Genomic DNA, 20,318 nt, shown 5'->3' with positions numbered 1-20,318 from the left:
GGCCCAGGCCGCCGCCCACGTCGCCGCCCTGCGGCGCGCGCCCGTCTCCGCCGCCGCGCCGGGGCCCGCGCTGCTGCTGGCGGGGGCGGCCGCGCTGGTCGCGCCGGAGGAGGAGGCGCGGGGGTGCTTCGAGGCCGCGCTCGCCGTCCCCGGGGCGCAGGAGCACCCCTTCGAGCTCGCCCGGGTGCGGCTGGCGCACGGGGAGCACCTGCGGCGGGCGCGGGCGCCCGGCGCCGCCCGCGGGCAGCTGGCCGCGGCGCTGGAGGTGCTCGAGCGGCTCGGCGCGACCCCGTGGGCCGCGCGCGCGTCGGCGGAGCTGCGGGCCACCGGGCCGTCCGCGCGCCGCACGGACGGCGGGCGGGGCCCGGCCTCGCTGACCGCGCAGGAGTACGAGATCGCGATGCTCGCCGCCTCCGGGCTGTCGAACAAGCAGATCGGCACCCGCCTGTTCCTCTCCCCCCGCACCGTCGGGGCGCACCTCTACCGCGCGTTCCCCAAGCTCGGCGTCACCGCCCGCGCCGCGCTGCGCGACGCGCTGGCCGGGGTGCCGACCCCGCGACCGCCGTCCGAGCGGTGACGGCGGTCGATCGACCGATGCCGCCGGGCGGCCGCCCCGGCACAGTCGGGACGTCGTCGGGAGGAGCCGCCATGTCCCTGATCTCCCGCGGGTTCGGCCACCGCGCCTCGGCCGCGACCCCGGCCGACCGGCTGCCACCCGGGCAGTACGACGTCGGCGACGCCTTCCCCGTGCTCTCCGCCGGGCCGACCCCGCGCACGCCCCTGGCCGAGTGGGACCTCACCGTCCAGGGGGAGGTCGACGGCGTGCGCCGCTGGACCTGGGACGAGTTCCGGGCGCTGCCCCGCGAGTCCGTCTCGGTCGACATCCACTGCGTCACCAAGTGGTCGAAGTTCGGCACCCGCTGGGAGGGCGTCGCCGTCGACACGCTGCTGGCCGACCTCCCGCCGGCGGCCGCCTTCGTGCTGGCGTTCTGCGACGGCGGGTACACCACGAACCTGCCGCTCGCCGACGTCACCGGCGGCCGCGCCTGGGTGGTGGACACCTACGAGGGCGAGCCGCTGCCCCCGGAGCACGGCGGGCCGGCCCGGCTGCTGGTGCCCCACCTGTACTTCTGGAAGAGCGCCAAGTGGCTGCGCGGCTTCGCGCTGAGCCGGGTCGACGAGCCCGGCTTCTGGGAGACCTTCGGCTACCACGACCGCGGTGACCCGTGGCTGGAACAGCGGTACAGCGGCGACTGACCTGGCTGCCGGCGACGCTGACCGGCGGCGTCGCCGAGACGGCCCGGGTGCGGCGGCTGTCCTTCGAGGTGCCCGGCTGGACCGGGCACCTCCCGGGCCAGCACGTCGACCTCCGCCTCACCGCGGAGGACGGCTACACGGTGCAGCGCAGCTACTCGATCGCCTCCGCGCCCGAGGAGCCGGCCGTCTCCCTGCTCGTGGAGCGGCTGCCCGACGGCGAGGTGTCGCCCTACCTGACCGACGAGCTGCGCGCGGGCGACGTGCTGGAGCTGCGCGGCCCCATCGGCGGGTACTTCGTGTGGTCGGCGCGCGCGGACTCCGAGCGCGGCGAGCGCCGGCCGGTGCAGCTGGTGGCCGGGGGCGCGGGCGTGGCCCCGTTCCTGTCGATGCTGGAGCACCGCCGCCGCACCGGCGGGACGACGCCGGTCCGCCTCCTGTACTCCGCGCGCAGCGCCGAGGACCTCCTCGGCCGCGGCTCGCTCGGGCCGGAGACCACGGTCACCCTCACCCGCGCCGCGCCGCCCGGGTGGACGGGCCCGACCCGCCGGGTGGACCGCGCGCTGCTGGAGGAGCACGCCTTCGGCCCGGAGGCGCGGCCGCGCACCTTCGTCTGCGGCCCGACCTACTTCGTGGAGGACGTCGCCACGGCGCTGGTCGACCTCGGCCACGACCCGTCCGCGGTCCGGCTCGAGCGCTTCGGCGGCTGACCGGCGGGGGCCGGCGGCCGCGGTCAGACGCCGGCCGGCACCGGCGGGGTCACGCCGCGGGCGAGCGAGTCCAGCGCCCGCAGGATGACGTCGGCCACCACTTGCGGCTGCGAGATCATGACCGCGTGCGAGCCCTCGGTCTCGACGACGTCCGCGCCGGCCCGCCGGGCCATGGCGCGCAGCACGTCGGTGCCGGCGGCCCGGTCGCCGGTCGGCACCACGGCCCACGACGGCAGGGTGCGCCAGGCGGGGGTGCCGCTCGGCACGGTGAAGCCGAGCACCGACACCGGCCGCTGGGTCGCGGCCATCACGGCGGTCACCGCGGACGGGAGGTCCGCGGCGAAGGCGTCGTGGAAGCGGTCGGCGCGGATCACCCACTCCGTCCGCGGCCCCTCGGGGGTCGGGTAGGAGCGCTCCTCGAGCGCGCCCATCAGGACGCTGTCGACCGACCCGCCCTCGACGTCGGCGAGGAGCTCGCCCTCGTCCGGCGCGAACGCCGCGACGTAGACGAGGCCGACCACGTCGTCCGCGCGGGCGGCGGCGTTGGTGACCACCGCGCCCCCGTAGGAGTGGCCGACGGCGAGCACCGGGCCCGGGACCTGCTGCAGCGCGGCGGCGACGTACTCGGTGTCGGCGGGGATCCCGCGCAGGGGGTTGGCCACCGCCTGCGCGCGGACGCCGGCCGCGAACAGGCGCGCGATCACGCCGTTCCACCCGGAGCTGTCGGCGAACGCGCCGTGCACCAGCACGACGGTGGGGACGGGAGGGGCACCGGTCACGACGACCTCCTCGGGGGTGCGGGGTCCGCCTCCCACGCTCGTTGCCCCGCGGACGGCGGGGCATCGGTCATCTGACCGTTGCCGAGGTCGTGCTGATCCAGTCGTCGATGGTCTCCCACCAGCGGTAGAGCCAGTCGGTCAGCTCCGCCTCGCCGCGCGGCACCTCCGCGGCCGGGATGAACCACCACCGCAGGTGCAGCGTCTTGTCGATGGGCAGCCCCCGCCACACGTCCCGGACCGTGCTCAGGTGCTCCAGCCCGGTGTGCGCGACGAGGACGACGTCGGCGTGCGGGGCCGCCTGCAGCGCCGCGACGACGCCGCCGGGACGCGGGGGCAGCAGGTTCCGCATCGCCTCCGCCCGCCGCACGGCCGCCAGCAGCCCGCGCTCGCGCAGCCGCTGGACGGCCCGCACCTTGCGCCGCGGCGTGTAGTTCGCGCCCTCGGGGAAGATCAGCAGCGCGTCCTCCTCGCCCAGGTCGCGGGCGAGGTCGCCGATGGCCTCCTCCGGGCTCCGCCCGGCCGCCGGGTCGGCGGAGACGAAGGAGTTGGGCAGCCGGTTGAGGTAGACGTCGACCAGCGGGTCCAGCTGCAGCACGTCCTTGAGCACGATCCGCGGCTGGCGCAGGTGGTCGCGGTTCATCAGCGTGTGCACCAGCAGGAACGAGTCGCCGGGGCCGGCGTGCCGGGAGAGGACCACCATGGCGTTGGTCGAGCCGGGCACGCCGTCGTCCAGCGGCGACCAGGACTCCCCGTCGGTGACCAGCCGCAGCGCGAACAGCCGCTGCGCGGTCCGCATGAGCACGTCGAGCAGCACCCGCAGCACCGTGTAGTGCGCCGCCCGGGAGCGCGGGGAGTCCAGCCGGCGGCCGAAGCCGGCGGCCACCCACAGCACCGCCGCGGCGGCCAGCCCGGCCACCTCGAGGCCGAGGTAGACCAGCCCGAAGCACAGCAGCCGCAGCGCGCGCAGCCGCCCGGGCAGGAAGAACGAGACGAGCACCGCCACGACGGCGAGCACCGGCAGCAGGAGGACGGCGAGCGCGAGCACGCCGACCAGGAGCGGGCCGGCGACCCGGCGGACGCGGCGCGGGGGCAGCACCTCAGACTCCCCCGCCCGGGCCGGCGGCGACCCGGTCCAGGTACTCCCCCGCCGCGGCGCGGGCCCGCTCGATGCGGGCCGGCACGCCGGAGAAGTCGCGGTAGCGCAGGTTGGCCGCCCCCGGCGGGTCCGGGTCCCCGGCGGGCAGCACGTGCACCGTGACCCCCTCCGGCAGCGTGGCGAGGTCGGTGGTGAACCGATGCCGGCGGGCGATTTCGAAGGCGACCGTGGCGACCTCCCACGGCCGGGCCGGCGGGGACAGCGGCCGGTCGATCCGCCCGACGTGCAGCACGTAGACGGTGCCGGCGCCCAGCGTCACCGCGCGGCCGACCGGGATGCTGTGCACCAGGCCGCCGTCGAGGTAGTGCTCGCCGTCGACCTCCACCGGCGGCAGCAGCCCGGGGACGGCGCAGGAGGCGAGCACCGCGTCGACCAGGTCGCCGTCGGTGAACCAGTGCTCGGCCGCCCGCTCGATGCTCGCCGCGACGCACTGGAACGGGACGGGGAGCTCCTCGAACGTCGACACCGGCAGGGCGTCCTCGAGCATCTCCCGCAGCGGCTCGCGCGGGTGCAGGTGCGTGCGGGTCCGGACCAGCGTGCCGACCCGGCCGAGCACCGACCCGGCGAACACCCGCCGGGAGGCCAGCTCCTCCCACACCGCGCGCAGCCGGTCCACCGCGGCCGGCGTCGGGTCGGCGGCGACGAGCGCGCCGTTGATCGCGCCCACCGAGGTGCCCACGACCAGGTCGGGCCGGACGCCGCGCTCGAGCAGCGCCCCCAGCATGCCGACCTCGGCCGCGCCGAGCACTCCCCCGCCGCCGAGGACGAACGCGGTGCCGCCGGTCGCTGCCACGCCCCGCATCGTGGCACCCGGGCGGCGGACCGCCACCCGGCCTCCCGGCACTCAGCCCACCAGCTCGGCCATCGTCCGCAGCGTCTCCGGCGGCCCGGAGACGAGCATCGTGGTGACCGGCGACGCCTCCCACGCCGCGAGGTCGTCGGCGATCTTGGCCCGCGGCCCGACGAGGGCCACCTTCTCCACCATCGCCAGCGGCACGGCCGCGACCGCCTCGGCCTTGGCGCCGGACAGGTAGAGCTCCTGGATGCGGGCGCACTCGGCCTCGAACCCCATCCGGGCGAAGACCTCGTAGTGGAAGTTCACCCCGCGGGCGCCCATGCCGCCGACGTAGAGCGCGAGCATCGGGCGCACCCGGTCGGCCGCGGCGTCGACGTCGTCGTCGACCTCCACCGGCACCGTGCACGCCACCTCGAAGTCGTCCGCGGTCCGGCGGGCGCCGGGGCGGGCGAAGCCCTCGGCCAGCGCCGCGCGGTAGTGGGCGTCGTCGTGCGGCGAGTAGAACAGCGGGATCCAGCCGTCGGCGACCTCCGCGGCCAGCGCGACGTTCTTCGGGCCCTCCGCGGCGAGCAGCACCGGGAGGTCGGCCCGCAGCGGGTGGACGGTCGGCCGCAGCGCCTTGCCCAGCCCCGTGCCGCCGGGGAACGGGATGCGGTACTGCTCGCCGTCGAGGCGGACCACCTCGCGGGCGAAGGCCTGCCGGAGCACCGCCACGTACTCGCGGGTCCGTGCCAGCGGCCGGGGATAGGGCTGGCCGTACCAGCCCTCGACCACCTGGGGTCCGGAGACGCCCAGGCCGAGGACGAAGCGGCCGCCGGAGAGGTGGTCCAGCGTGAGCGCGGCCATGGCGGTGGCGGTCGGGGTGCGCGCCGACACCTGGACGACGCCGGTGCCCAGCCGCAGCCGCGTCGTCCGGCTGCCCAGCCACGCCAGCGGGGTGAGCGCGTCGGACCCGTAGGCCTCCGCCGTCCACACCGAGTCGAAGCCGAGGTCCTCGGCGAGCGCGACCAGCTCCCCCTGACCCGGCGGCGGGCCGGCGCCCCAGTAGCCCAGCGACAGCCCCAGCCTCATCGCGCGTCCTCCCGTCGACCCGACCGATCGTTGTGCAGGTCACACCATCCTGATAGACCTGACGCCGTCGTCAAGTCCGGCCGCGGCCCGTGCCGCGCCGCCTCCGCCGGGGGTCCCCATGCGCTTCACCAGCGAGCACGCCGCGTTCCGGAAGACGGTGCGCGACGTCGTCGAGCGGGAGATCGCCCCGCACGTCGACGAGTGGGAGCGGGCCGGCACCTTCCCGGCGCACGAGCTGTTCCCGAAGCTCGGCGAGCTCGGCCTGCTGGGCCTGGAGTACGACCCCGAGTACGGCGGGCAGGGCGCCGACCACCTGTTCAGCGTCATCCTCTGCGAGGAGCTGCACCGGTCCGGCTGCGCCGGCGTCCCGATGGCGATCGGCGTGCAGACGATGATGGCCACGCCGTCGCTGCACGAGTTCGGCAGCGACGAGCTCAAGCGCCGCTACCTGGAACCCGCGATCCGCGGCACCGCGGTCTGCTCGATCGCCGTCACCGAGCCCGGCGCCGGCTCCGACGTCGCCGGGCTGCGCACCCGCGCGGTGCGGGACGGCGACGAGTGGGTGGTCAACGGCAGCAAGCTCTACATCACCAACGGCACCCAGGCCGACTGGCTGTGCCTGCTGGCGCGCACCTCCGACGAGGGCGGCCACCGCGGGATGAGCCAGATCGTCGTCCCCACCGACACCCCCGGGTTCTCCGTCTCCCGGAAGCTGGACAAGCTCGGCAACCGCTCCTCCGACACCGCCGAGCTGTTCTTCGACGACGTGCGGGTGCCGGTGTCGAACACGATCGGCACGGTCGGCCGCGGCTTCCAGCAGCAGATGGCGCAGTTCGTCGTCGAGCGGATGTTCGCCGCCTACGGCGCGGTGGGCAGCTGCCGGCACGCGCTCGAGCGCACCCGCGAGCACCTCCGGCAGCGGCAGGCGTTCGGCCGGCCGCTCGCGGCCAACCAGTACGTCGTCTTCCGGCTGACCGAGCTGTCGGCGCAGGTCGACCTGCTGCAGTCGCACAACTACGCGTGCGCGCAGGCCTACGTGGACGGCGAGGACACCACCCGGGCGGCCACGGTGGCCAAGCTGACGGCCGGCCGGCTGCTGCGCGAGGTGGCCGACGCCTGCCTGCAGTTCCACGGCGGCATGGGCTACATGGAGGAGACCTGGACCTCCCGGTTCTTCCGGGACAGCCGGCTGGCCTCGATCGGCGGCGGCGCCGACGAGGTGATGCTGCAGGTGCTGGCCCGGATGGACGGGTTCGACGCGTGAGCGGCGCCCCGCTGCTGCAGGCGCTGGTCGACGACCTCGACGCCGAGTCCGCCGACCTCGACGCGCGCGTCGCCCCGCTCGACGACGCCGCCTGGCTGACCCCGACCCCCGCGGCCGGCTGGGACGTCCGCGACACCGTCAACCACCTGCGGTTCTTCGACCGGGACGCGCTGCTCGCCGTCACCGACCCCGCCGGGTTCGCCGCGCTGGTGGCCGGCCTCGGGGAGGGCGCCGGCGAGTACGTGGAGCGGCTGACCCGCGAGGGCCGCGCCGATCCCCCGGCCGACGTGCTCGCCGCCTGGCGGTCGGGACGGGCGGCGCTCGCCGCGGCGCTGCGGGCCGCCGACCCCGGCGTCCGGGTGCCGTGGTTCGGGCCGCCGATGAGTCCGGCGTCGTTCGTCACGGCCCGGCTGATGGAGACCTGGGCGCACGGGCAGGACGTCGTGGACGCGCTCGGCCAGACCCGGGAGCCGACCGCGCGGCTGCGGTCGGTCGCCGAGATCGGCGTGCGCGCCCGGCCGTTCGCCTACGCCGTCCGCGGCCTGCCGGTGCCCGACCGCCCGGTGCGGGTGGAGCTGACCGGCCCCGGCGGGGAGTCCTGGACCTGGGGACCGTACGACGCCGCCGACGTCGTCCGCGGGACCGCGCTCGACTTCTGCCTGCTGGTCACCCAGCGCCGGCACCGCGACGACCTGGACCTCGAGGTGACCGGGCCGGCCGCGCGGGAGTGGGCGGGCATCGCGCAGGCCTTCGCCGGCCCGCCCGGCGCCGGGCGGGAGCCGCTGCGGTGACGGCGCCGCTGCGGGTGGCCAACGTGTCCGGGTTCTACGGCGACCGGCACGCCGCCATGCGCGAGATGCTCGACGGCGGTGAGGTCGACGTCCTCACCGGCGACTACCTGGCCGAGCTGACCATGCTCATCCTCGGCCGGCAGAAGGCCGAGGACCCGTCCGCCGGGTGGGCGCGCAGCTTCCTGTCCCAGCTGGAGGAGTGCCTGGGCACCGCGCTGGAGCGCGGCGTCCGGGTCGTGGCCAACGCCGGCGGGCTGAACCCGCGGGGCCTGGCCGCCGCGGTCACCGCGCTCGGGGAGCGGCTCGGGCTCCCGGTGCGGGTCGCCACCGTGAGCGGGGACGACCTGCTCCCCCGCCTCGGCGACCTCCGCGGCCGGCTGCGCGCCGGCGACCGCCCGCCCGGCGACCACGACGTGGACGACGCGCTCACCGCCAACGCCTACCTCGGCTGCCGCGGCATCGTGCGGGCGCTGCAGGCCGGCGCCGACGTCGTCGTCACCGGGCGGGTCACCGACGCGAGCCTCGTCGTCGGGCCCGCGGCCTGGCACCACGGCTGGGGTGCGGACGACTGGGACGCGCTGGCCGGCGCGACCGTGGCCGGGCACGTGCTCGAGTGCGGCGCGCAGGCCACCGGCGGCAACTACAGCTTTTTCGCCGAGCTGCTCGACGCCGACCCCGCCGCACTGGACCACGCCGGCTTCCCGCTGGCCGAGATCGCCGCCGACGGCACGTCGGTGATCACCAAGCACCCCGGCACCGGCGGCGCGGTGACGGCCGGGACGGTCACCGAGCAGCTGCTCTACGAGCTCACCGGCAGCCGCTACGGCGGGCCGGACGTCGTCACCCGCTTCGACACGCTGCGGCTGCGGCAGGCCGGCCCCGACCGGGTGGAGGTCTCCGGCGCGCGCGGGCTGCCACCTGCGGGGCTGCTCAAGGTGGCGGTCAACCGGCTCGGCGGCTTCCGCAACGCGATGACGCTGCCGCTGACCGGGCTGGAGGTCGAGCGCAAGGCGGAGCTGCTGCGCCGCCAGCTGGCCCCGGCGCTGGCCGGCGTCGAGGACGTCACCGTCACCCTGGCCCGCACCGACTCCCCCGACGCCGGCGTGCAGGAGGAGGCCGCCGCGCTGCTGCACGTCACGGTCAAGGACCGCGACCGACGCCGGGTGGGCAAGGCGTTCACCGTGCCGGTGATCGAGCTGGGCCTGGCCAGCATCCCCGGCTTCCACGCCACCTCCGCGCCGCCGAGCCCGACCCCGTACGGCGTCTACTCCGCCGCGTGGGTGCCGGCCGGCGAGGTGCCGCAGGTGGTCGGGCTGCCCGACGGGACCACCGAGACCCTGCCGTCGGCCGTCCCCGCCGCGGGGGCCGCCGACGTCCCGGAGCCGCCCGGGCCGCCCGCCTGGGCCGACGACGGCCCGACCCGCCGCGTGCCGCTGGGCCGGGTCGCCGGCGCCCGCAGCGGCGACAAGGGCGGCGCGGCCACCCTCGGGGTCTGGGCCCGCGACGACGACGGCTACGCCTGGCTGGCCGCCTTCCTGACCCCCGACCGGTTGCGCGCGCTGCTCCCCGAGGCCGCCGCGCTGCCGGTCACCCGCGAGCTGCTGCCCGGGCTGCGGGCGCTGCTGTTCCAGCTGCCCGGGCTGCTCGGCGACGGCGTCGCCGCCGGGACCCGGTTCGACCCGCAGGCCAAGGCCGTGGGCGAGTGGCTGCGCTCCCGCGTGGTCGACGTCCCCGAGCGCCTGCTGCCCCGGGAGGGAGACGGATGACGGTCCTGGACGACCGCGCCGCGGGCAACCGCGCCGCGATGCTCGAGCGGCTGGCCGAGCTGGAGGAGCAGCTCCGGCTGGCCACCGCCGGCGGCGGCGAGAAGGCGCTGGCCCGGCACCGGCAGCGCGGCAAGCTCACCGCGCGCGAGCGGATCGAGCTGCTGCTGGACCGCGACAGCCCGTTCCTGGAGCTGTCCCCCTACGCCGCGTGGGGCACCGACTTCCCGGTCGGGGCGAGCACGGTCACGGGCATCGGCGTCGTCGAGGGCGTCGAGGTGGTGGTGTCGGCCAACGACCCGACCGTGCGCGGCGGCACGTCCAACCCGTACACGCTGCGCAAGTCCGCCCGGGCGCACGACATCGCGCGGGTCAACCGGCTGCCGTTCGTCAGCCTCGTGGAGTCCGGCGGCGCCGACCTGCCCACCCAGTCGGAGATCTTCATCCCCGGCGGCCGCGGCTTCCGCGACCTCACCCGGCTCTCGGCCGCGGGCATCCCGACCGTCGCGCTGGTCTTCGGCAACAGCACCGCCGGCGGCGCCTACGTGCCCGGGATGAGCGACCACGTCGTGATGATCGAGGACCGCAGCAAGGTGTTCCTCGCCGGGCCGCCGCTGGTGAAGATGGCCACCGGCGAGGACGCCGACGAGGAGTCCCTCGGCGGCGCGGTGATGCACGCGCGGGTCTCCGGCAGCGCCGACCACCTCGCCGTCGACGAGGTCGACGCCATCCGGATCGGCCGGCGGATCGTGCGGAACCTCAACTGGCGCAAGCAGGGCCCCGGCCCCTCCCGGCCGGCCGACCCGCCGCTGCACGACCCCGAGGAGCTGCTCGACCTCGCCCCGGCCGACCTGCGGCAGCCGCTGGACCCGCGCGACGTCCTCGCCCGGGTCGTCGACGGCAGCCGGTTCGACGAGCACAAGCCGCTCTACGGCACCTCGCTGGTCACCGGGTGGGCGAGCATCCACGGCTACCCGGTCGGCGTGCTGGCCAACGCCCGCGGCGTGCTGTTCCGGCAGGACGCGGAGAAGGCCGCGCAGTTCATCCAGCTGGCCAACCAGACCGACACCCCGCTGCTGTTCCTGCAGAACACCACCGGCTACATGGTCGGCACCGAGTACGAGCAGGACGGGATCATCAAGGCCGGCTCGCAGATGATCAACGCCGTCTCCAACAGCACCGTCCCGCACCTCACCGTCAACATCGGCGCCTCCTACGGCGCCGGCAACTACGGCATGTGCGGCCGCGCCTACGAGCCCCGCTTCCTGTTCACCTGGCCCAACGCCAGGAGCGCGGTCATGGGCCCGGCACAGCTGGCCGGCGTGCTCGACATCGTCGGCCGGGCCAGCGCCCGGGCCCGCGGCCGCGACTACGACGAGGAGGCCGCGGCCGCGATGCGCGCGGCGGTGGAGCAGCAGATCGAGGCCGAGTCGCTGGCGCTGTTCCTCTCCGGCCGGCTCTACGACGACGGGATCATCGACCCCCGCGACACCCGCACCGTCCTCGGGCTCGCCCTGTCGGCGGTCCACAACGCGCCGGTGAGAGGACTGCACGACGGATGGGGGGTGTTCCGGCTGTGAGCCGCGCCCTCACGTGCGTGCTGGTCGCCAACCGCGGCGAGATCGCCCGGCGCGTGTTCGCCACCGCCCGCGCGATGGGCCTGCGCACGGTCGCCGTGCACTCCGACGCCGACGCCGGGGCGCCGTTCGTGGCCGAGGCCGACGTCGCGGTCCGGCTGCCCGGGAACACGCCCGCCGAGACCTACCTGCGCGCCGACCTCGTGGTGGCCGCCGCCCTGCGCGCCGGCGCCGACTGCGTGCACCCCGGCTACGGCTTCCTCTCCGAGAACGCGGACTTCGCCCGCGCCGTGCAGGACGCCGGGCTGGTGTTCGTCGGGCCGGACCCCGACGCCGTGGAGGCGATGGGCAGCAAGCTCGCCGCCAAGGAGCTCATGGCCCGGGCCGGGGTGCCGGTGCTGCCGAGCGTGGACGCCACCGGCCTGTCCGGGGACACGCTGGAGAAGGCCGCCGGGGAGGTGGGCTGGCCGCTGCTGGTCAAGGCCTCCTTCGGCGGCGGCGGGCGCGGCATGCGCACCGTCCGCGGGCCGGAGGAGCTCGCCGAGGCCGTCGAGGGCGCCGGCCGCGAGGCGGCGTCGGCGTTCGGCGACGGCACGGTGTTCCTCGAGCGGCTGATCGAGCGCCCGCGGCACGTCGAGGTGCAGGTGTTCGGCGACCGGCACGGGCACACCGTGGCGCTGTTCGAGCGGGAGTGCTCCATCCAGCGCCGGCACCAGAAGGTGGTCGAGGAGGCGCCCTCCCCCGCCGTCGGGCCGGAGCTGCGGCAGCGGCTGCAGGACGCCGCCGTGGCCGCCGCGCGGGCGATCGGCTACGTCGGCGCGGGCACCGTGGAGTTCCTGCTCGACGAGGGCGGCGAGTTCTGGTTCCTCGAGATGAACACCCGGCTGCAGGTCGAGCACCCGGTCACCGAGGCGGTCACCGGCCTGGACCTGGTCCGGCTGCAGTTCGACGTCGCCGCCGGGCGCCCGCTGCCCCCGGGGGCGGTCTCGCCGACGCTGTCCGGCGCCGCGATCGAGGTGCGCCTGTACGCCGAGGACCCGGCGCGCGACTGGCTGCCGCAGTCGGGCCGGCTGGCCGGGTTCGCGCTCGCCGCCGACGCCGAGTTCCGCACGCCGCCCGGGCCGGGGATCCGGCTGGACAGCGGCTTCCGCGCGGGCGACGACGTCGGCGTGCACTACGACCCGATGCTGGCCAAGGTCGTCGCCTGGGCGCCGGACCGCACGTCGGCGGCGCTCGCGCTGGCCGGCGCCCTCGCCCGGGCCCGGCTGCACGGCGTCACCACCAACCGCGACCTGCTCGTGCGGGTGCTGCGGTCCGAGGCGTTCCTCGCCGGGGAGACCGACACCGGCTTCCTGGACCGGCACGGCCTCGACGTCCTCGCCACGCCGCTGGTCGACGACGCCGGGCGCCGCGTGCACGCCGTCGTCGCCGCGCTCGCGGGAGCGGCGCTGCGGCGGGCGGCCGCGCCGGTGCTGGCCGGCCTGCCCTCGGGCTGGCGCAACAACCCGACGGTGCCGCAGACCACCGCCTTCGACGCCGGCACCGTGCGCTACCGGCTGCACCGCGGCGGCGTCACCGCCGACGTGGACGGCGAGCCGGTGGACCTCGCCGTCCTCGGCACGGCGGTGACCGGCCCCGGCCGGGTCCGGCTCGTCGTCGAGGCCGGCGGGCTGCGCGGCACCCACGAGGTGCACGTGGACGGCGACCGCAGCTGGGTCGACGGCCCCGACGGCGCGACGGCGTTCACCGAGCTGCCGCGGTTCCCCGAGCCGTCCGCCGCGGTCGCGCCCGGCTCGCTGACCGCCGGCATGCCCGGCGCCGTCACGCGGGTGGCCGTGGCCGAGGGCGACGAGGTCCGCGCCGGGCAGCTGGTGCTGGTCCTCGAGGCCATGAAGATGGAGCACCCCGTGGTCGCACCGGCCGACGGGGTGGTCACCTCCCTGCACGCCGACGTGGGCGCGCAGGTGGAGACGGGCGCGGTCCTCGCGGTCGTCACCCCCACAGCCCCCGAGAGCGGAGGAGACCGCGGTGCGTCCTGACCTGTCCGGGATCGACCCCCTGGAGCTCAACCTCGCCACCCGGTTCTCGGTGGGCGACATGCTCACCCGTTCCGCGCAGCTGTTCGCCGGCCGCACCGCCATCGTCGACGGCGAGGAGGAGGTCACCTACGCCCGCCTCGACGCCGCCGCCGAGGCCTTCGGCCGCGGCCTGCTCGACGCCGGCGTGGGCCACCAGGAGCCGGTCGCCTTCCTGCTCGGCAACTCGTGGCGGTTCGCCGCGAGCTTCTTCGGCTGCGCGAAGGCCGGGCTGGTCGCGCTGCCGGTCAACCTGATGCTGGCGCCGGAGGACGTCGGGTGGATCCTCGCCGACTCCGGCACCGCGACCGTCGTCGCCGACCCGGTGTTCCTGCCGCTGCTGGAGGCCGTGCTGCCCGGGCTGCCCGCCGTCACCCGGGTGGTCGTCACCGGCGACACGCCGCCTGCGCAGGTCGCCGGGCGGGAGGTGCTGCGCTGGGACGACGTCGCCGCCGACCCGACGCCGGTGCGGGTGCTCGTCGACGACCGCGACACCGTGCACTGCCTGTACACCTCGGGCACCACCGCGCGGCCCAAGGGCGTGCTGACCAGCCACCTGGCGGTGCACGTCGGCGTGCTGAGCAACGCGCTGCAGGTCGGCCACCGGCGCGGCGACGAGTTCTCCGTGCTGCCGATCGTGCTGCCGCTGTTCCACACCACCGCGCTGGACACCCTGCTGCTGCCGGTCCTGCTCACCGGCGGCACCGCGGTGCTGCCCGGCGGCTTCGACCCCGAGGCCTTCCTCGAGCTGGTCGAGCGCCGCCGGGCCACCCACCTGATGCTGCTGCCGATGATGTACGCCGCGCTGCTGGCGTCGCCGGGCATCCGGACGCGGGACCTGTCCTCGGTGCAGCTGTGCATCTACGCGATGGCCCCCATGCCGCAGGAGCGGATCACCGCGATCGCCGCCGCGTTCCCCAACGCGAGGGTGCTGCTGGGCTCCGGGCAGACCGAGTGCGTGCCGGCCACGGTGTTCCAGTGGCCGTCGCACCAGGAGACCAAGGCGGCGTCGTGGGGGCCGTCCACGGTCACCGTGGACACCCGGGTCATGGACCCGGCGGGCCGGCTGCTGCCGCCCGGGGAGACCGGCGAGATCGTCTACCGCGGCCCGCACGTGATGAGCGGCTACTGGAACAACCCGGCGGCCAACACCGCCGCGTTCGCGCACGGCTGGTTCCACAGCGGCGACGTCGGCCACCTCGACGACGAGGGCGTCGTGTGGTTCACCGACCGGGTCAAGGACATGGTCAAGACCGGCGGCGAGAACGTCTCCTCCGTCGAGGTGGAGCGGGTGCTGCTCGCGTCCCCGGAGATCGTCGAGGCCGCGGTGATCGGCGTCCCCGACGACCGCTGGGGCGAGGCGGTCACCGGCGTCGTCGTCCCGGCCGACCCGGACGCCGACCCCGCCGCGCTGGCCGAACGACTGCTCGCCCACTGCCGGGCGCACCTGGCCGGCTTCCAGGTGCCCAAGCGGATCGAGGTCCGCACCGGGCTGCCGAAGACCGCCACCGGCAAGATCCAGAAGCACGAGCTGCGCGACGAGTTCCGTGGCTGACGCGCCCCTGGTCACCACCGCCCGCCGCGGACCGGCGGCGGTGGTGACCCTGGACTCCCCGCGCAACCGCAACGCGCTGTCCCGGGCCCTGCTCGAGCAGCTGCACGCCGCGCTGCAGGACGCGCTCGCCGACGACGCGGTGCGGGTGCTGGTGCTCACCGGCGCCGGGCCGGTGTTCTGCTCCGGCGCCGACCTCAAGGAGCAGCGGGCCGGCGGCGGTCCCGGGCCGGTCGGCCTGCCGGAGGTCCTCACCCTGCTCATGGAGGGGCCGAAGCCCGTGGTGGCGCGGGTCAACGGCGCCGCCCGCGCCGGGGGGCTCGGACTGATCGCGGCCTGCGACCTCGCCGTCGGCCCGGCCGGCGCGACGTTCGGCTTCAGCGAGGTCCGCATCGGGGTCGCGCCGGCGGTCATCGCCGTCCCCTGCCTGCGGCGGATGGACCCGCGGGCGGCGCGCGAGCTGTTCCTCACCGGCGAGCCCTTCGACGGCGCCCGGGCGCGGGAGGCCGGCCTGCTCGACCGCGCGGTGGCCGACGGCGAGCTCGACGCCACGGTCGACGGGTTCGTGGCGCAGCTGGCGCTCGGCGCGCCGGAGGCGCTCGCCGTCACCAAGCGGCTGCTGCGCGAGCTGCCCGGCGCCGACCTGCGGGAGGACCTCGCCCGGACGGCGGCGCTGTCGGCGGAGCGGTTCGGCTCGGCCGAGGCGCGGGAGGGCATCGCCGCGCTGCTGGAGAAGCGCCGCCCGTCCTGGGTGTCCTGAGCTCAGCCCGGTCGGCCGGCGCCGCGGTCGGGCCAGGCCGAGCGGGGCAGGCCGATGGCGCCGGCCCACAGCCGGGTGAGCACCTCGACGGCGGCGTCCTCGTCGAGGTCCTCCACCGGGTCCTGCCACAGGTGCGCGAACGACTCGACCATCGCGCCGAGCGCGCTGGCCGTGGCCCGCGGCGGCAGGGAGGCGTCGGCCAGCCCCAGCTCCTGCAGCCGCTCCAGGCCCTCCATGCCGCGCCGCACGAAGGCCTCCCGGACGTCGACCCGCAGCCGCCGGAACTCCTCGCGGGTGTCGGCCAGCGAGTCCAGGACGCGCAGGATCCGGGCGTGCCGGGTGACGGCGGTCAGGTACAGCCGGTTGGCCGCCTCGATCCGCTCGTAGGGGGCGTCGGCCGGCAGCCGCGGGCCCACCGCGGTGGCGGTGAACAGGTCCTCCACCACGACCGCGACGATCGCGCGCAGCAGCGACTCCTTGGAGTCGAACCAGGTGTAGAAGGTCCCGTGCGAGACGCCGGCCCGCTCGGACACCGCGTCGATCCGGACGTCGGCGAACCCGCGCTCCTCGAACAGCTCCCGGCCGGCCTGCAGCAGCGCGGCCCGGGTGCGCCGTCCCCGGTCGGTCACGGGGAGCTGGTCCTGCTGCGGACTGGCCTGCGTGCCGGTCATCGCCCCACCTCCGCGTCCTCGGGCCCGGGCAGCCTGACACACGCCACGGGCAGTTGACGACCGCGTCAGGTCCTCGACAGACTCCGTGACCCAGGCCACAGCAGCGCGGGAGAGGGCAGACATGGACAGGGGCATCGGCAGCTGGCCGACGCGGCGGGCGTTCCTCTCCGGGGACCGCACCGCCCTGGTGTTCGGGGAGCGGCGGCTCACCTACACGGACTTCGACCGGCGCACCGACTCCCTCGCCCGCGCGCTGCGCGACCTCGGCGTCCGGCAGGGCGACCGGGTGGCCGGGCTGCTGCTCAACAGCCCCGCCTTCCTCGAGACGATGTTCGCCACCGCCAAGCTCGGCGCGGTCTTCGTGCCGATGAACCTGCGCCTGGCGCCGCCGGAGGTCAGCTACCTGCTCGCCGACTCCGGCGCCGACGTCTTCGTGTGGTCCGGGCCCCTGGCGCCGGTCGCCCGCGCCGCGCTGGGCGCCGAGGGGATCCGCGTGCGCCACCGGGTGGTGGCCGACGGCGAGGCCGGCGACGGCGAGCTCGCCTTCGAGCCGCTGCTGGCCTCCGGCGAGCCCCGGGCGCTGGGCACCGACGTCTCCGGCGGCGACCTGTCCTGCCTGATGTACACCTCCGGCACGACCGGCCGCCCCAAGGGGGCGATGCTCACCCACGACAACCACTTCTGGAACGTCGTCAACGTCCTGTCGTTCGGCCGCGGGCTCAGGGAGAGCGACGTGACCGTGACGGTCGCGCCGATGTTCCACATCGGCGGGCTGGGCGTGCACACGCTGCCGCTGCTCTACCTGGGCGGCACCAACGTCGTCCTGCCGTCGTTCGACCCGTCGCAGACCCTCGAGGCGATGGCGCGGTCGCGGGCGACCGTGCAGTTCCTCGTCCCGGCCATGTGGGCCGCGCTGACCGCGGTCCCCGACTTCGACCGGCACGACCTGTCGGCGCTGGAGCTGGCCGTCACCGGCGGCGCGCCGTGCCCGCTGCCGGTCATCGAGTTCTTCCAGGGCAAGGGCCTGCCCTTCCAGGAGGGCTTCGGCATGACCGAGACCGCGCCGGCGGTGTCGATCCTCGACGCCGACCACGTCAAGGAGAAGGCCGGCTCGATCGGCCGGGCGCTCATGCACGTCGAGGCGCGGATCGTCGACGAGGACGACCGGGACGTCGCCACCGACGTCGTCGGCGAGCTGGTGGTGCGCGGACCCAACGTGTTCGCCGGCTACTGGGGGCTGCCCGAGGCGACGGCGGAGGCGTTCCGCAACGGCTGGTTCCACACCGGCGACCTGGGCCGGATGGACGCCGAGGGCTTCGTCACCCTGGTCGACCGCAAGAAGGACATGATCATCTCGGGCGGCGAGAACGTGTACCCGATCGAGGTCGAGCAGGTGCTCTACCGGCACCCGGCGGTGCGCGAGGTCGCCGTCGTCGGGGTGCCCGACCCGCGCTGGGGCGAGACACCGGTCGCCGTCGTCGCCCTCGCCGACGGCGCCGAGGCCGACGCGGAGGGGCTGCTGGGCTACGCCCGGGAGCGGCTGGCCCACTTCAAGTGCCCGACCCGGGTGGAGTTCGTGCCCGAGCTGCCGCGCAACGCCACCGGCAAGGTGCTCAAGACGACGCTGCGCAAGGAGTACGGCGGCGCCGAGGAGGCCGTGCAGCGGTGACGACGGCCGCGCTCGCCGACCCCTGGACCACCCCCGAGCGGGTCGCGCTGCGGCGGCTGGCCCGCGACTTCGTCGCCCGCGAGGTGGCGCCGCACGTCGAGGAGTGGGAGACCGCCGGCGAGCTGCCGCGGGAGCTGCACCGCCGGGCGGCCGCCGCCGGGCTGCTCGGCGTCGCCTTCCCGGAGGAGGTCGGCGGCGGGGGCGGGGACGCGATCGACTCGGCGATCGTCACCGAGGAGCTGCTGCTCGGCGGCGGGTCGACCGGGGTCGCGGCGAGCCTGTTCACCCACGGCATCGCGCTGCCGCACGTCGTCGCGGACGGCTCCCCCGCCCTGGTCGACCGCTACGTCCGCCCGACGCTCGCCGGGGAGCTCATCGGGTCCCTCGGCGTCACCGAGCCCGACGCCGGCTCCGACGTCGCGTCGCTGCGGACGCGGGCGGTGCGCGACGGCGACGAGTACGTCGTCGACGGCGCGAAGACCTACATCACCAGCGGCGTGCGGGCGGACTTCGTCACCACCGCCGTCCGCACCGGCGGCCCGGGCCACGCCGGCATCTCGCTGCTGGTCGTCGACAAGGGCACGCCGGGGTTCACCGTCGGCCGGCGGCTGGACAAGATGGGCTGGCGCTGCTCGGACACCGCGGAGCTGTCCTTCACCGGCGTCCGGGTGCCGGCGGCGAACCTGGTCGGGCCGGAGGGCAGCGGGTTCGTCCAGATCATGCGGCAGTTCCAGTCCGAGCGGCTGAGCCTGGCGGTGCAGGCCTACGCCACCGCGGCGCGCTGCCTGGACCTGGCGCTGGACTGGGTGCGGCAGCGGTCGACGTTCGGCCGGCCGCTGTCCTCCCGCCAGGTCATCCGGCACAAGCTCGCCGAGATGGCCCGGGAGGTCGACGTCGCCCGCACCTACACCCGCGCGGTGATGCAGCGCTGGCTGGCCGGCGAGGACGTCGTGACCGAGGTGTCGATGGCCAAGAACACCGCCGTGGCCGCCTGCGACTCCGTCGTCGACCAGGCGGTGCAGGTCTTCGGCGGGCTGGGCTACATGCGGGAGTCCGAGGTGGAGCGCCACTACCGCGACGCCCGGGTCCTCGGCATCGGCGGCGGGACGACCGAGATCATGAACGAGGTCATTGCCAAACGGCTGGGCCTGTAGGCCGGGAGGCCCCTCCGCCCCGGCCGGGGCGGAGGGGCCCGCCGATCAGCCCGCGAGCTGGGCGGCCAGCTCGCCCTCGAACGCCTCCTGGACGACCTCGGCGCCGCCGGGGACGTCGGCCGGCCGCAGGATGAGGCTCTGCGTGCTCGGCGAGACGCCGGTCTCGAACCCATTGATGGGCACCAGCAGGCCGCCGGTGTCGACGTCCTCCAGCTCGCCGAACGCCGCGACGACGCCCTCGCGGGTCAGGTCGCCGCTCTCGCAGGCGGCGTCGAGCACCTGGTTCATCACGTCGCCCATCGCGTAGCCGAAGATCGCGCCGAGGCTCGGCGTGACGTTCGGGTAGGCCGCCTCGTACTGCTCGAGCAGCTCGGGCTGGGCGTCCCACGCGGTGACCGGCGAGGCCACGTAGAGGTGGTCCCTGAGCCACTGCGCCGAGGCCCCCTGCAGCAGGCCCGGCGCGAACACCGGGTTGCTGCCCAGGATCGGGACGTCGAGGCCCTGGGCCTGCGCCACCGCGGCCACCGAGGCGGTCTGCGTCGGCGCGACGGTGAGCACGATCGCGTCGACGCCGGCCGAGGCGAACTGGGTGACCTGCGCGGACATGTCCTGGTCGGTCGACTTGATCTGCGCCGGGACCACCTCCAGGCCGCGGGCCTCCGCGACGGCCTCGCTGCCGGCCAGGCCGTTCTCCCCGTACTCGCCCTCGAAGTAGATGTGCCCGACGGTGGCGCCGTCCTGCAGCAGCCCCTGGTCGAACAGGTACTGGTAGCCGTTGGCGATCTCGACGTCGTAGGTGGCGCCGAGGACGCCGGTGCCGGGGATCTCGGTGAGCGTGCGCGCCCAGGCCGACGGGAAGTTGACGATCTGGTCGCTCTCGTAGTCCCCGGCCAGCGCGGTGTTGATCGGCGACCCGATCGTCTGCTGCATCGCGAGGATGTTCGGCTCCATCGCGCTGTAGAGCTGCACGCCGGTCTGCGGCACGTAGCCGGTGTCCTGGACGTCGAGCTCGACGTCGTAGGTGTCGCAGACCTGGTTGTCCTGCCAGTACAGGGTGTTGCCGTTGGTGATGTCCTGGCCGAGCGCGGCGAAGACGCCGGTCAGGTCGGTGAGCACCCCGAGCCGGATGGTGGTGCCCTCCACCCCGACGTCGGTGGCGACGTCGCCGCCGCCCTCGCCTCCCCCGCCGCCGCCGCCGTCCGGCGCCCTGGTGCTGCAGCCGCTGACGACGACGACGGTGACGGCGGCCAGGACGGTGGCCCCCCGCAGACGCACT

18 protein-coding genes are annotated in these 20,318 nt (G+C 75.8%); 12 read left to right on the top strand and 6 right to left on the bottom strand.

Annotated features, from left to right (window positions below; genetic code table 11):
- From ACFO3M_RS12770 to ACFO3M_RS12760, 3 genes are all read left to right on the top strand, one after another.
- A partial coding sequence (locus ACFO3M_RS12770) for a helix-turn-helix transcriptional regulator (protein ID WP_387989010.1) occupies positions 1-577 on the top strand: 577 nt, incomplete at its 5' end.
- A gap of 71 nt (positions 578-648) precedes the next feature.
- Positions 649-1,257: a molybdopterin-dependent oxidoreductase gene (locus ACFO3M_RS12765; RefSeq protein WP_387989008.1), complete on the top strand. Its 609-nt coding sequence runs from the start codon at positions 649-651 to the stop codon at positions 1,255-1,257.
- The gene (locus ACFO3M_RS12760; RefSeq protein WP_387989006.1) at positions 1,227-1,964 is read left to right on the top strand and encodes a ferredoxin reductase; all 738 of its coding nucleotides are present in this window, start codon (positions 1,227-1,229) and stop codon (positions 1,962-1,964) included. The genes ACFO3M_RS12765 and ACFO3M_RS12760 overlap by 31 nt, the downstream gene beginning before the upstream one ends.
- A 23-nt stretch (positions 1,965-1,987) precedes the next feature.
- On the opposite strand, the gene ACFO3M_RS12755 is transcribed toward ACFO3M_RS12760, so the two are convergent.
- The 4 genes from ACFO3M_RS12755 to ACFO3M_RS12740 form a co-directional block, all read right to left on the bottom strand.
- On the bottom strand, positions 1,988-2,743 hold the full coding sequence (locus ACFO3M_RS12755) for an alpha/beta fold hydrolase (RefSeq protein WP_387989004.1): 756 nt from the start codon (positions 2,741-2,743) through the stop codon (positions 1,988-1,990).
- A 67-nt stretch (positions 2,744-2,810) separates the two neighbouring features.
- Complete coding sequence (locus ACFO3M_RS12750) at positions 2,811-3,839, bottom strand: lysophospholipid acyltransferase family protein (RefSeq protein ID WP_387989002.1); 1,029 nt, start codon at positions 3,837-3,839, stop codon at positions 2,811-2,813.
- Between the two features lies 1 nt (position 3,840).
- The gene (locus tag ACFO3M_RS12745; protein WP_387989000.1) at positions 3,841-4,692 is read right to left on the bottom strand and encodes a patatin-like phospholipase family protein; all 852 of its coding nucleotides are present in this window, start codon (positions 4,690-4,692) and stop codon (positions 3,841-3,843) included.
- A 51-nt stretch (positions 4,693-4,743) separates the two neighbouring features.
- Positions 4,744-5,766 carry an LLM class F420-dependent oxidoreductase gene (locus ACFO3M_RS12740; RefSeq protein ID WP_387988998.1) on the bottom strand — a complete coding sequence of 341 codons (1,023 nt, stop codon included), beginning with the start codon at positions 5,764-5,766 and terminating at the stop codon, positions 4,744-4,746.
- A 118-nt stretch (positions 5,767-5,884) separates the two neighbouring features.
- On the opposite strand from ACFO3M_RS12740, the gene ACFO3M_RS12735 reads away from it, so the two are divergent.
- The 7 genes from ACFO3M_RS12735 to ACFO3M_RS12705 are packed head-to-tail and all read left to right on the top strand — an operon-like array spanning position 5,885 to position 15,548.
- Positions 5,885-7,030, top strand: a complete 1,146-nt coding sequence (locus ACFO3M_RS12735; RefSeq protein ID WP_387988996.1) for an acyl-CoA dehydrogenase family protein — start codon at positions 5,885-5,887, stop codon at positions 7,028-7,030.
- A complete protein-coding gene (locus ACFO3M_RS12730; protein WP_387988994.1) occupies positions 7,027-7,821 on the top strand; it encodes a TIGR03084 family metal-binding protein in 795 nt (264 codons plus the stop codon). Before ACFO3M_RS12735 ends, ACFO3M_RS12730 begins: the two co-directional genes overlap by 4 nt.
- On the top strand, positions 7,818-9,587 hold the full coding sequence (locus tag ACFO3M_RS12725) for an acyclic terpene utilization AtuA family protein (protein ID WP_387988992.1): 1,770 nt from the start codon (positions 7,818-7,820) through the stop codon (positions 9,585-9,587). Before ACFO3M_RS12730 ends, ACFO3M_RS12725 begins: the two co-directional genes overlap by 4 nt.
- The gene (locus ACFO3M_RS12720; RefSeq protein WP_387988990.1) at positions 9,584-11,164 is read left to right on the top strand and encodes an acyl-CoA carboxylase subunit beta; all 1,581 of its coding nucleotides are present in this window, start codon (positions 9,584-9,586) and stop codon (positions 11,162-11,164) included. The genes ACFO3M_RS12725 and ACFO3M_RS12720 overlap by 4 nt, the downstream gene beginning before the upstream one ends.
- Positions 11,161-13,200 (top strand): ATP-binding protein, encoded by a 2,040-nt coding sequence (locus ACFO3M_RS12715; protein ID WP_387988988.1) that lies wholly within the window; start codon positions 11,161-11,163, stop codon positions 13,198-13,200. The genes ACFO3M_RS12720 and ACFO3M_RS12715 overlap by 4 nt, the downstream gene beginning before the upstream one ends.
- Positions 13,190-14,791 (top strand): class I adenylate-forming enzyme family protein, encoded by a 1,602-nt coding sequence (locus ACFO3M_RS12710; RefSeq protein WP_387988986.1) that lies wholly within the window; start codon positions 13,190-13,192, stop codon positions 14,789-14,791. Before ACFO3M_RS12715 ends, ACFO3M_RS12710 begins: the two co-directional genes overlap by 11 nt.
- Positions 14,784-15,548, top strand: coding sequence for an enoyl-CoA hydratase-related protein (locus ACFO3M_RS12705; protein ID WP_387988984.1), 765 nt, complete (start codon positions 14,784-14,786; stop codon positions 15,546-15,548). Before ACFO3M_RS12710 ends, ACFO3M_RS12705 begins: the two co-directional genes overlap by 8 nt.
- Before the next feature lie 2 nt (positions 15,549-15,550).
- On the opposite strand, the gene ACFO3M_RS12700 is transcribed toward ACFO3M_RS12705, so the two are convergent.
- Positions 15,551-16,219, bottom strand: a complete 669-nt coding sequence (locus ACFO3M_RS12700; protein WP_387988982.1) for a TetR/AcrR family transcriptional regulator — start codon at positions 16,217-16,219, stop codon at positions 15,551-15,553.
- Between the two features lie 121 nt (positions 16,220-16,340).
- Between ACFO3M_RS12700 and ACFO3M_RS12695 the strand changes: the two genes are divergently transcribed.
- Both ACFO3M_RS12695 and ACFO3M_RS12690 read left to right on the top strand, forming a co-directional pair.
- Complete coding sequence (locus tag ACFO3M_RS12695; protein WP_387988980.1) at positions 16,341-17,888, top strand: acyl-CoA synthetase; 1,548 nt, start codon at positions 16,341-16,343, stop codon at positions 17,886-17,888.
- Positions 17,885-19,042 carry an acyl-CoA dehydrogenase family protein gene (locus ACFO3M_RS12690; protein WP_387988978.1) on the top strand — a complete coding sequence of 386 codons (1,158 nt, stop codon included), beginning with the start codon at positions 17,885-17,887 and terminating at the stop codon, positions 19,040-19,042. The genes ACFO3M_RS12695 and ACFO3M_RS12690 overlap by 4 nt, the downstream gene beginning before the upstream one ends.
- A gap of 45 nt (positions 19,043-19,087) precedes the next feature.
- Here the strand turns inward: ACFO3M_RS12690 and ACFO3M_RS12685 are convergent, their stop codons facing one another.
- On the bottom strand, positions 19,088-20,317 hold the full coding sequence (locus ACFO3M_RS12685; protein ID WP_387988976.1) for an ABC transporter substrate-binding protein: 1,230 nt from the start codon (positions 20,315-20,317) through the stop codon (positions 19,088-19,090).
- Position 20,318 lies beyond the last annotated feature (1 nt).

The sequence above is a fragment of the Geodermatophilus arenarius genome, from assembly GCF_042654585.1.
In the GTDB taxonomy this organism is placed as follows: Bacteria; Actinomycetota; Actinomycetes; order Mycobacteriales; family Geodermatophilaceae; genus Geodermatophilus; species Geodermatophilus arenarius.
Note: the sequence above shows the minus strand (reverse complement) of the source record. Positions and strands in the feature narration are given on the sequence as shown.